The sequence below is a fragment of the Microvirga sp. ACRRW genome, assembly GCF_022346925.1.
In the GTDB taxonomy this organism is placed as follows: domain Bacteria; phylum Pseudomonadota; class Alphaproteobacteria; order Rhizobiales; family Beijerinckiaceae; genus Microvirga.
The window spans coordinates 494,706-507,186 of record NZ_JAKRNJ010000001.1; the positions used below are offsets into that span (position 1 = coordinate 494,706).

Annotated in this window: 8 protein-coding genes; 6 read left to right on the forward strand and 2 right to left on the reverse strand. The window is 61.1% G+C overall.

Annotated features, from left to right (window positions below; all coding sequences use genetic code 11):
* Positions 1-177 precede the first annotated feature (177 nt).
* The 5 genes from MHY87_RS02390 to MHY87_RS02410 all read left to right on the forward strand — a co-directional run bounded on the left by MHY87_RS02390 (position 178) and on the right by MHY87_RS02410 (position 5,170).
* Entirely contained in the window at positions 178-957 is a 780-nt protein-coding gene (locus MHY87_RS02390; RefSeq protein ID WP_239349002.1) for an IclR family transcriptional regulator C-terminal domain-containing protein, read from the forward strand.
* A 79-nt stretch (positions 958-1,036) separates the two neighbouring features.
* Complete coding sequence (locus MHY87_RS02395; protein WP_239349003.1) at positions 1,037-1,354, forward strand: hypothetical protein; 318 nt, start codon at positions 1,037-1,039, stop codon at positions 1,352-1,354.
* 52 nt (positions 1,355-1,406) lie between these two features.
* The gene (locus tag MHY87_RS02400) at positions 1,407-3,434 is read left to right on the forward strand and encodes a DEAD/DEAH box helicase (protein ID WP_239349004.1); all 2,028 of its coding nucleotides are present in this window, start codon (positions 1,407-1,409) and stop codon (positions 3,432-3,434) included.
* A gap of 205 nt (positions 3,435-3,639) precedes the next feature.
* Complete coding sequence (locus MHY87_RS02405) at positions 3,640-3,867, forward strand: hypothetical protein (protein WP_091133736.1); 228 nt, start codon at positions 3,640-3,642, stop codon at positions 3,865-3,867.
* 136 nt (positions 3,868-4,003) lie between these two features.
* Positions 4,004-5,170 carry a PHB depolymerase family esterase gene (locus MHY87_RS02410; RefSeq protein ID WP_239349006.1) on the forward strand — a complete coding sequence of 389 codons (1,167 nt, stop codon included), beginning with the start codon at positions 4,004-4,006 and terminating at the stop codon, positions 5,168-5,170.
* Positions 5,171-5,222: 52 nt separating this feature from the next.
* Here MHY87_RS02410 and MHY87_RS02415 read toward each other — a convergent pair whose 3' ends face one another.
* Entirely contained in the window at positions 5,223-6,029 is an 807-nt protein-coding gene (locus tag MHY87_RS02415) for a DUF1194 domain-containing protein (RefSeq protein WP_239349008.1), read from the reverse strand.
* 134 nt (positions 6,030-6,163) lie between these two features.
* Positions 6,164-8,161 (reverse strand): PAS domain-containing sensor histidine kinase, encoded by a 1,998-nt coding sequence (locus tag MHY87_RS02420; RefSeq protein WP_239349010.1) that lies wholly within the window; start codon positions 8,159-8,161, stop codon positions 6,164-6,166.
* A gap of 538 nt (positions 8,162-8,699) precedes the next feature.
* Here MHY87_RS02420 and MHY87_RS02425 point away from each other — a divergent pair.
* Entirely contained in the window at positions 8,700-12,386 is a 3,687-nt protein-coding gene (locus MHY87_RS02425) for a carbohydrate-binding domain-containing protein (RefSeq protein WP_304611093.1), read from the forward strand.
* The last annotated feature ends 95 nt before the right edge of the window (positions 12,387-12,481 follow it).

Below are 12,481 nucleotides of genomic sequence, written 5' to 3' on the forward strand. Positions count from 1 at the left end.
CCTCGTTTCCTTCCCTGCGAGCCGGCGGATCTCTTTGGACGTATCCCGGTCTCTGGTTCGATGGCAATCATCTTGTGCGCATTGCGAACATTGATTACCATATCGAACATGAAGGACGATTCAGAGGGGTGGTGTCAAGACCACTTGAGTCGAACATACCGCTCTTTGGAGACGAGCATGCACCCTCAGGACACCGATAAACAGGACGGCGAAGACCGCGATTTCGTGGCAAGTCTCGAAAAGGGGCTGCTGGTGATCGAGGCCTTCGATGCCAACCGTCCCCGACTGACCCTGTCGGACGTCGCCAAGATCACGGGCATCACCCGCGCGGCGGCGCGGCGCTATCTGCGCACGCTCACCAAGCTCCATTATGCGGATTTCGACGGGCGCTATTTCTCCTTGAGCCCGCGCATCCTCCGGCTCGGCTATGCTTATCTTTCCTCCACGGCGCTTGCCACAAGGCTCCAGCCCTTCCTGGAGCGGATTTCGGAGGAGACGGGCGAATCCAGCTCGGCCGCCGTGCTGGACGGGGACGACATCGTCTATATCGCCCGCTCGGCCACGCGCCGCATCATGTCCATCGGCCTGGGCGTCGGAAGCCGCCTGCCCGCCTATTGCACGTCTCTCGGACGGGTGATCCTGGCCCATCAGCCGATGGAAGCCTTCGAGGCCTATCTCGGGCGAGTCCGCCTGGAGCCCCGCACGCCGAAGACCATCACGAACAAGGACGAATTCCGACGCATTTTGGAGATCACGCGCCAGCAGGGCTATGCCATCGTCAACGAGGAGCTGGAATTCGGCCTACGCTCCATCGCCGTGCCCCTGGCGCAGAACGGCCAGGTGACAATCGCCCTCAACGTCAGCGCCCAGGCGGCCCGCGTTCCGGCTTCCGAAATGGAAGAGCGTTTCCTGCCGGCGCTGCGTGCCGCGAGCGAGGCTCTGCGCTATACGTTGTAGGCCTCAGTGCGGTGCAATTGATCGAAATCCCGCGATGCGCGTTAGCAAAGAGGCCAGCTTGAGCAATGAAGGACGTCCCATGGTTACCCTGGAGATTGCGGGCAAGGCGGTTGCCGTGACCAATGCCGATGAGGAACAGGCCCATGAACTCTTTTTGAGCGAGAGCTTTAAAGATGACCTCAAGTCGTTTAAGAGCGAGGGCCGCTTCCTGTGGGACGGCTCAGCTGCCTTAACAACAAGACCCGCATCCGAAGACGAAATCGATGCGTTTTATGAGGTCTTGGACGAAGAGGACGAGGACGAGGTCGGAGACGGCGAAGACACGGGCGACATCAATATCGATGTGGTTTTCCTGGTGTCGATCGACGAGATAGACGACAGTGCTGCCTCTGGCTGATCATCCTTATCAGAGCTTTTGAAGCTCCCTCCAACTGGTTCAGCCCTGTTTCATGCCCTTCCCCAAGACCAATCCAAGCCTCGAGCGCGCTCTCGCCGACAAAGGCTATAACGATCCAACTCCGGTCCAGGCCGCCGTGCTCGACACGGACGCCATCGACCGCGACCTTCTTGTGTCCGCCCAGACCGGCTCCGGCAAGACGGTGGCCTATGGCCTGGCCATGGCCTCGACTCTCTTGGGCGGCGCCGAGCGCTTCGGCAGCCCGCGCGAGCCGCTCGCTCTCATCATCGCCCCGACCCGCGAGCTGGCGCTTCAGGTCAACCGCGAGCTGATTTGGCTCTATGGCCCCGCAGGCGCGCGCGTCGTCTCCTGCGTCGGCGGCATGGACGTGCGCCGCGAGCAGCGCGCCCTGGAAGACGGTTGCCACATCGTCGTCGGCACGCCCGGACGCCTGCGCGACCATCTTGAGCGCGGACGCCTCGACACCTCGAAGATGAAGGTCGTGGTGCTCGACGAAGCGGACGAGATGCTCGATCTCGGCTTCCGCGAGGACCTCGAATTCATCCTCGACGCCACGCCGGAAGAACGCCGCACGCTTCTGTTCTCGGCAACCCTGCCGAAGAACATCGTGGCGCTTGCACGCCGCTATCAGCGCGATGCGCACCGCATCGATACGCTGGTCGAGAACCAGTCGCATGGCGACATCGAATATCGCGCCATCCGCTGCGCGCCGAACGAGGTAGAACTCGCAACGGTGAACCTGCTTCGCTTCTATGAAAGCCGCGGCACGATGGTGTTCTGCCATACCCGCGAGGCGGTGCGGCATCTGCATGCGAGCCTCGTGGAACGCGGCTTCGCGGCCGTCGCCCTCTCGGGCGAACTCAGCCAGAGCGAGCGCAGCCATGCGCTACAGGCCCTGCGCGATGGACGCGCACGCGTGTGCGTTGCCACCGACGTTGCCGCACGCGGCATCGACCTACCCGATCTCGGCCTCGTCATTCACTTCGATCTGTCGAACGATCACGAGACGCTTCTTCACCGCAGCGGCCGCACGGGACGCGCGGGACGCAAAGGCGTCTGCGTGATGCTCGTGCCCTATACGCGCCGCCGCAAGGCCGAGCGTCTGATCGATCAGGCAGGCATCGACGTCACGTGGGGCGGACCGCCCTCCGCCGATGACATCCGCAAGCTCGACCGCGAACGCTTCATGCAGGACCCGATCTTCTCCGAGGAAAGCACGGAAGAAGATATCGCCGCGGCGCGCCTGCTGATGGAACAGAAATCCGCCGAGGAGATCGCCAACGCCCTGGCGCGCTTCCATCGTTCGCGCCTGCCCGCACCGGAAGAGGTTTTCGATCCCGGCGAGGATCGCGGACCGCGCCAGCGCAAGGACAAGCGTGAGCGCGAGGACGATCGCGCAGGCGGCGGCAAGAGCTGGGGTCGCGGCTCGTCGGAAGACGGCGCTTACGGCTCATCGGAAGACATGGTGTGGTTCCGCATGAGCGTGGGACGGCGCAACAACGCCGATCCGCGCTGGCTTCTGCCGATCATCTGCCGTCTCGGCCATGTGACGAAAAAGGAAATCGGTTCGATCAAGATTTTCGACAGCGAGTCGAAGTTCCAGATCGCCAAATCCCACGCGCCGAAATTCGCCGCGTCCGTCCGCAAGACCAACGACGAAGACATCCGCATCGAGCCCGCCGACGCACCGCATGGCGGCAAAGACTTTGGCGGCAAGGGCCCCGGCGGCAAGGGTCCTGGTGGAAAGGGTCCTGGCGGAAAGCCCTGGGGCGCGAAATCCTGGGATGGCCCCAAGCCGAAAGGCCCGAGGGGCAAGTCCGAATTCTCGGACCGCAGGGACACGAAGGAACGGGGAGACTTCTCCGAACGCAAGGGCCCTCGCGAGGACAGAGGGCCGCGTGAGGGAAAGCCTGCTTACGAGGGCAAGAAGCCCGGCGCCCACAAGGGCTCGAAAGACCATAAGGGCCCCAAGGATTTCAAAGGCCCCAAAGATTTCAAGGGCCCCAAAGATTTCAAGGGCCCGAAGGACAAGAAGCGTCCTTCCGACAAGCGCCGCTGAGAACAAAAATCGAGCCGGGATGTTTCGCATCCCGGCTCGATCTTTATGGCGTAGGGGAACCCTTAATAACAGCCAAGCTGAAGGCTGTACGAATACCATCCCAGGCGTAGTAATATTATCCACTCTCTAGGTGGAGAGCAGACAAGGTTTGCTGGAATCGGTAAGTTCTTCTCAACAACGTAGGGGCAGAACAATGAAACCTGACATGGACCTGATCGGCGCACTCACTTCCTTCTCGGTTGGCACGCTCGATGGCCGCGACGCGATGATGGTGATCGAGATGGCGTCGACGCCGGAGGAGTACGAGAGCGGGGTGCGCCGGCAGCTGCCGGTGGCGATGACGCCGGAGCATGCGCGCGAGCTGGGCGAGGCGCTGCTGCTGGCCGCCAAGGCGGCGCTCATGGGCGACACCCCCTCATACGCCGTGAACTGAGACGATCGTCCTGCGCAATTGGGCGCGGGACGATAGGATTCTCATAAATTATTGCACTGCACCATAAAATTTTTTGCATTGCAACGTAGGCCGGCTTCGGGTGTTATCCATCTTTCAATGACTGAAGGATAGCCCGATGCAGCGCCTAGGCACCATGATCCGCCAATTGGCTCGTCACCGCCGCCAATGGGAAGGATTGATGAAGGCTGCGGCCGTGAATGCAGCCTCGTCCGCGCCCTCGCGGCCAACGTCCGACCGCTTGAACGAGGTCCGCGATTTCGGCCCCAATCCGGGCAATCTGCGCATGTTCACTTATGCGCCCCCGGAACTTGCTCCCTACCCGGCCTTGGTCGTGGTTCTCCATGGCTGCACGCAAACCGCGGCAGGTTACGATGACGGATCCGGGTGGTCCGTCGTGGCCGAGCGCTACGGCTTCGTCGTGCTTTTTCCTGAGCAGCAGGAAGCCAACAACCCGAAGCGGTGCTTCAACTGGTTTCAGGCAGGCGATACCGAGCGGGACCAAGGTGAGGTCGCATCGATCCGCCAGATGGTCGAGCGCGCCGTCCGCGACCACGGCATCGACCGCAGGCGCATCTTCGTCACCGGCCTGTCGGCCGGCGGCGCCATGACCGCCGCCATGCTGGCCACCTATCCGGATGTGTTCGCAGGCGGCGCCATCATCGCAGGCCTGCCTCATCGCAGCGCCACCAGCGTCCCACAGGCTTTCGAGGCCATGTTCCAGGGACAGGAGAAACCAGCGGAAGCCTGGGGCGATCTGGTGCGCGACGCCTCCAGCCATCGGGGCCCATGGCCGAAGGTCTCGGTCTGGCACGGCAGCGCGGACGCCACGGTGAAGCCGATGAATGCGGGCGAGATCGTCAAACAATGGACGAATGTCCACGGCCTTTCGATGCGCCCGAGCCGGGATGAGATCGTCGACGGTTATCCGCGCCGCGTATGGACGAACGATGTCGGTGAAGAGGTGATCGAGGAATACGTCATCACCGGCATGGCGCATGGCACGCCGCTTGCAACGGGCGAGAGCGAGAACCAATATGGCGCAGCAGGCCCGTTCCTGCTCGAAGTCGGCATCTCGTCGAGCTATCATGCGGCGAAGTTCTGGGGCCTGACGGAGCGCGTCGTCTCGAAGCGGACGGAAGCCTCACCCAAAGTCGCCCCCATCCGGCAAGAACCCGTGCCGCAGCAGAACGCGCAGCCGCGCCCGAAGCAAGCCGAGTCACCAGTTCCCGATGTGACTGCCGTCATCACCAAAGCCCTTAAGGCCGCGGGTCTCATGCGCTGAAGGCTTAGAGCATCGTTCGGGCGCAGAACCGGGACTACTTCTGCACAATGCTCTAGGGCTGCTTCTGAACGTTCAGGTCGTCGTCCTTCCTCTTCTCGCCAGTCACGCAATTCATGCGTGACTGGGCTGGAATGAGCAGCGATTCACGATCCTCAATCCCGGCAACCTCCCGCATGATCTTGGTTCGGATCACCATGGCGAATTGCTCCGGATCATGCAGCGGGATCACGAATGAGCCAGAGCCGCCGATGACGCATTCACGATAATAGGCATCGAGCCCGTCCATCTCGGGACTGTTCTGGGATCGTCCGAACATGATCGGCAATCCGTTGATGGTGATGCCTTCGGCTACCGCTTCGTCCCGCGCGAGCGCAACCTTTCTTCCATCATTGTTCGGTCCATCGCCCGAAATATCGATGACGCGCCGCGCCGTGTCTCTGCCGAGATCGTTGAGCAGATCACGGCTGAAGTCGATGACACCGGAAATCGAGGTCATGCCCGCCTGACGGACCGACCTGCTGGCGAGGCTTGCAGCGAAAGCCTTCGCTTTCTCCGGACCATCGATCAAAGTCCAGGGCACAAGCACGGCCTGGTCCTTCGCACCGGACCATTCGACGTAAGTAACGGCGATCCGTCCTGTCGTCCCGCTCCGGATGGCCTCATGCACGAGGGAGGAGCGGAAGGCCTCCACGAAACCGGCACGCTGCAATCCCTGTTCCTCCGCTTCCATGGAAGAGGAGACATCGACCGCGAGAACCAGAGCCAGATCGAGCTGAGGCTCGGCTGAGACCGGCGTTCCGACGAAGAAGCCGACGCCAAGGACGAGACACGTGAACATACACCTGAAACGACGCAGCATGACGACCTCCGCCCCTGCCTTCAGCCGATGCGGCGATGAAGCCGCTTTCTCTCTCAACGCTCCAAGCTGGACTTTGATACGCCAACCCGCCGAAGAAAGGCCGGCCCGCATTTGCGGGCCTCGCAGCTTTGCCTTTAGGCGGCAAAGGCGGATTTTTTGAGGAGACCGCCGTGGAGGGGCAGATCCCCTTCTTCCATGGGCGCATCGATGGTGCAGACGACACCGCTGGGTGCGAAATCAATCTGGACATTGCCCTGCAGGTCGGAGGCCAGGCTCCGCTCGATGAGTCGCGTTCCGAAACCGCGGCGCTGCGGCGGCTGAACGGGTGCGCCTCCCTTCTCTTCCCAACGCAGGTGGAGACGGGCAGGCTCGACGGAATCGTCCAGTGACCAGGCGATATCGACTCTTCCCGATGCATTGGCGAGCGCGCCGTGCTTCACCGCATTGGTGGCAAGCTCCTGCAGTGCCATGGAGAGCGCGAGCGCCATGCGCGGCGACAGGCGCACCTCCGGCCCATGGCTGTTGAGGCGGTTCTCGCCGATGCCGCGATAGGGATCGATGGATTGCGCAACGATCTCCCGCAGCGATGCGCCTTCCCAGTTCTCGCGGGTAAGAACATCATGAGCCCTGGAGAGGGCAAAGAGGCGCGCCTCGAGAGCCATACGCGGTTCCTGCGTGACACCGGCATTGCGCAGGGTCTGCGCCGCGATGGATTGAACAGTCGCCAATGTGTTCTTGACCCGGTGGTTCAACTCATGGATCAGCAGTTCGCGATGCTCTTCGGCATTCTTGCGATGAGAGACATCCCGGAAATAGATTGAGAGCCCGCCATCCGCCGTTGGGAAAATACTGATTTCCAACCATTGTCGATTATTTGACGACAGAGTCTCCAGGCGCATGGGAACACGCCCTTCCATCGCCATCATGTGAGCCCTGTAGGGATCGCTTCCGACGATATCGGGAAACTCATCCCAATAGACCTTGCCCATCAGGTCTTCACGTTTGCGGCCCCACAGCTCTTCCGTCTTGCGGTTGACATAAGTAAAGCGCCATTCGCGATCGACCGCATAGAAAGCATCGTTGATGCTCTCCAGAATATCGCGCATCCGCTCCTCGCTCCCCCGCAGGGCGGTCTCCATGCGTGCGCGTTCGACGGCCTCCCAGGTTCGCTCGGCGACTTGCCGAACCAGAACCTCTTCATCCTCGCGCCAGTGACGCGGGTCTACCTGATGCACGAGCAGCGCCGCTTCGATTTTCCTGTTCTTGATCAGCGGCACCGTGATTCCTGAACGCGCGCCGATGGCGACATAAGTTGCAGCGATTCCTTCACCCGCCGTCAACTGATCGTCGAAGGCATCATGGAGGCAAACCGTGTGGCCTGCCCTCAGCACTTCGATCAGGGGTTCGCCGAATGCCATGACAGGATATCGCCCGACGAGGCTCGGCGCCTTTCCATCGGTCCAGTCGCGCTCGACGACGAAGATCTCTCCATCCGGCGTGTCTTCCACATAACCGTAATTCGCACGCGATGCATTGAGATGCTTACCCAGCATCTCTGCGGCGATGGCCATCACCTTGCGCGGATCGTTGATGTGGCGAAGCCGCTTGTCGAGCTCGACCCGGAATCTCAGGTGCTGTTCCGCGCGTTCCTGCATCACAGTCGCGCCATAAACCCAAAGCGTGCCGACGACACGCTCCGCTTCATCATGGACGGGGGTGCAGGAGAAGCTGTACCGCACCTCGCCCGAATAACCCGTCCGGCGCGCGACGAATGTGAGATCGTCGAGATGCGCCGCTTCGCCGGCGCTAATCTTATCGATGATCGCGTCTGCTTCCTGCGCCAGAAAAGGCCAGATCTCAGCGAAGGGACGGCCTAGGGCCGCCGGATGGCGTTTTCCGAGTATGGATGCGTAGCCCTCGTTGTAGAGCATGGTGCGATCCGCACCCCACAAGAGGAACATGGGCTGGCGCGAACCGAGCATGACGGTGACGAGAGTGCGCAGATATTGCGGCCAAGCCTCCTTCGCACCAAGGGATGTCACCTCCCAGTAGCAAGCCTCGATCGCGGCCCGAACGTGCTCGCTCGTCACGGGGTTTTGCCGGCCGGAGAAGGAGTCGATTTCCGTTCTCATGCCCCGATCCCGCACGCAACAGAGGGGGCTACAGCTAGACCGTTCTCAACCAGAAGCCGCACTGCCTGCCCTCTTCAATCCCATTCTCAATCAGCAAAACAACCAGCAGCATATGATACCGAGCACCCGAGGAACACCGGAACTCAACACTTGCTGACTCAATATAACATAGTGATTTCTAGGGAACCTGTCACCACGATACAATATATCATAAATTTTACTGCTCGTAACACGTGAGCACCGCTGCGGTATGAGTAGGACAAAAGCGCGCAGTTGCTTTAATGTTATTTAATTGCAAAACCAAAAAGGGATGAAAGCAAAAACCCAGAAATAAAATACCTCACAAGCTTAGCTTTTTTTAGCACATCTCACCACCGTCAAAGATGTTGGATGACAGATAACAGCCAAGCTCTTGCCGTTCCTCCTTGAAAACTGAAACTCCATTTTATAACCGAAGTCTCATGATATAGCGGAGCACCCAACGAGCTTCGCCATATTGCGCGTAATTGTTGCCCTTTACTTGCAAGATGAGGCTTTCATGGCGACTACTTTGTCGAATACCACCGCCGCGCAGAGCACGGTTCAACTCTCCGCTTGGGCCGATACGGCCAATGGAGTCGGCGCTCTCGTTTATCTCGTGGTGAACGGCGTCCGCGTCGGCGAGCCGCAATACATCACAGCCGGGCGCTGGAGCGGACAGGCCGCGCAGAACCTCACCTTCACCTTCGATACTCCCGCGAAAGTGGATTCCATTGCCATTGAGTTCGCCAACGACATGGTCGATGGCGGCAATCGCTCGCTTTACATCAACAGCATGAACGTCAACGGCGTCGCCCTGACGGCGGCCGAGTCGAAGTTTTACAACCAGTGGGGAGGCGTCGAAAGCGGCACCTGGAATCTCTGGAACAACGGCAAGCTCACCTACGACACATCCAACCGCACGGACATCTTCAAGCCCGCTGCAGGCATCGACAGGACCGGGACTGATGCCGCCGAGACTCTCACCGGCACGGACCTCGCCGATACGCTCAACGGCGGCGGCGGCAGCGACACGCTGATCGGCGGCCTCGGCAACGACCGTCTCACCGGCGGCTTGGGCGCCGATACATTCCGCGTCACAAAGGGCAGCGGTCAGGACATCCTCACCGACTTCACCTCGGCCCAGGGCGACCTCATCGACCTGACGGGCACGGGCATCACCGGCCTCGACAAGCTGCAGATCACCACTTCGGGCAGCACGCATGTGATCGGCCTCGGCGACGGCACGACGGTCACGGTGACTGGCAGCACAGCGCCGCAGGCGAACTGGTTCAAGTTCGATCCGGTCCCGGGCGGTGGCGGCACCAGCACGAAGAGCAGTGTTACTCTCTCGGCTTGGGCCGATGTCGCGAACGGCGTCGGCGCGATGGTCTATCTCGTGGTGAACGGCGTCCGCGTGGGCGAGCCGCAATACGTCACGGCCGGACGCTGGAGCGGACAGGCCGCCCAGAACCTCACCTTTACCTTCGATACTCCCGCGAAAGTGGATTCCATTGCCCTCGAATTCGCCAATGACATGATCGATGGCGGCAATCGCTCGCTTTACATCAATGCATTGAAAGTCAACGGCGTCAGCCTGACAGCAGCGGAAGCCACTCTCGTCACGCCCTGGGGCAATACCTCGACCGATTGGAATGTCTGGTACAACGCCAAGGTCAGCTACGACATGACCAACCGCCAGGACATCTTCAAGCCTGTGCCGGGCATCGTGAAGAACGGCACGGAAGGCGCGGATTCCCTATCCGGTGCGGGCGGTGCTGACACGCTCAACGGCGCGGGCGGCAACGACGCTCTCATCGGCGGCGATGGAACCGACAGCCTCACGGGCGGCGCGGGCGATGACGTTCTCAATGGCGGCGCAGGCGCCGACAAGATGTTCGGAGGTGCAGGCAACGATCGCTATGTCGTGGACAATGCAGGCGACGCAGTGACCGAACTTGCGAATGAAGGAACCGACACGGTCGAAGCCTCCATTGCCTACGCGCTTGGCGCCAATGTCGAGCACCTGATCCTCACTGGAAGCGCCGATCTGAACGGAACCGGCAACGGCCTCAACAACCAGATCACCGGTAATGCAGGCAGCAACCTATTGTCGGGCGGTGCGGGCAACGACACGCTTGACGGCGGCGCGAATGCCACCGGCAAGATCGACACCCTGACGGGCGGCACGGGCGACGACACCTATGTCGTGCGCAGCGTCTCCGACGTCGTGACCGAGAACGCGGGCGAAGGCACCGACACGGTGCAGGCGGCCGTGACGCATACATTGGCGACCAATGTGGAGCACCTCGTTCTGACAGGCACGAGCGGCAACAGCGGCACGGGCAACGACCTCGCCAACCGCATCACGGGCAATGCAGGCGCAAACACCCTCGATGGCCGCGGCGGCAACGACACGATCATCGGCGGCGACGGCGCAGATATTCTGATCGGCGGAGCGGGCAACGACCAGCTCACCGGCGGAGCGGGCGCGGACACGTTCCGCTTCGCCAAGGCTGGCGGGCAGGACACGATCACCGACTTCAACGCAAGCCAGGGCGATCTCATCGACCTGACGGGCACTGGCGTCACCGGCCTCGACAAGCTGCAGATCAGCAGCAGCGGCGGCATCTACACCCTCGGTCTCGGCGATGGTTCTACCATCGCGCTGACGTCGAGCACGCCGCCGCAGGCGAGCTGGTTTAAGTTCGACACCGGCGGTGGCGGCACGCCTCCCGGCGGCGGCAATGCCAATGAGATCTTCGAGTGGGAATCCATCAGCCTCCCCTCCTATTGGGGCGGCCGCTATCAGCAGGCGGATTACGGTCTCGCGGGCTTTGACCGCGTCGTGACGACGGGCGCGAATTCGGTCACCATCATTCCGAATTTCTTCCAGTCCAACGGCACCAGCAACGACATGCATCTGAACATCCACCCTGAATATCCTCAGTGGGGTTCGGAAAGCGACACCTTCGCCCAGGTGACGCAGGCCGTAAAAGATGCGGTCGCCAAGGGCTTGAAGGTAACGGTGAAGCCGCATATCGAGCGCGATGATCGCACGACCGTGGGCGATGCCGCCTGGCGCGCCCTGATTACGCCGAGCAATCCGGTAGAGTGGTTCAAGAACTACAAGGCCTTCATGGTGGAATACGCCAAGGCCGCGCAGGCGGGCGGCGCCTCGCTCTTCGTCGTCGGCACCGAGATGAAGAGCATGACGGACCCCACCAAGGTCTGCAGCGACGGCATGACCTATACGCAGAAGTGGCAGGACATCATCTCCGCAGTGCGTCAGGTCTTCACCGGCAAGGTGAGCTATGCCGCGACCGATGAGGAGGCGATGAAGGTCGGCTTCTGGGGCGATGTGGATTACATCGGCGTCGATGCCTATTTCAGTCACACCAACAGCAACACTCCCACCGTCGACGAACTGGTGGACAGCTGGATAACGACCGAGCACAGACACCCCTATGCCGAGATGATCTACGGCGACAAGTCGGTGATCGATACCTGGAAGAGCTTGTCGGAGACCTACGGTAAGCAGGTGATCTTCACCGAGATCGGCTATGGCAGCTATGACGGGGTGAACAAGAGCCCCGGCTGGATCGCCGGCAGCACGGTGGATTACCAGGAGCAGAAGGACGCGTACGAGGCGCTCTTCCAGGTCATGAAGAACTATGGCGGAAAGTGGCTTGCCGGTGCGATGCTCTGGAGCGACACGACCTCGAAGCCAACAGACTTCGCCGACAATTACTACGTGACTTACGGCAAGCCTGCCCATGAGGTGATTACCGCCGGCTACACCGACCCAGCGCACGTGGCCGGTCTCGTTCACAATGGAACCGCCGCGAACGACAAGCTCGATGGCGGCTACAACAACGACACCATCAACGGTGCCGGCGGCAATGACACCATTTGGGGCGGCAAAGGTAGCGACATCCTCAGCGGCGGTGCCGGCGCCGATCGGTTCGAGTTCGGATCGGGCAGTGGCAACGACACGATCTCGGACTTCGATGTCGCGGCTACCAACGAGATGATTGCCATCGCCAAGAACCTGAACGGCCTCAGCCTTTCGACCTTCGAGCAGCTGATGGCCCGTACCACCACGGTCGGAGCCGACACGGTGATCGACCTCGGCGGTGGCAATACGCTGAAGCTCAGCGGCGTCACCAAGGCTCAGCTCTCGGCGAACGACTTCCTCTTCTTCTAAAGACAGCGTTCTTCCGTAACACATGGCGGCCCGGAGCTTCTCCGGGCCGTTTTCTTTTGCCTTTTCAAACCTGTAACAAAATCCACTCTCTAGGT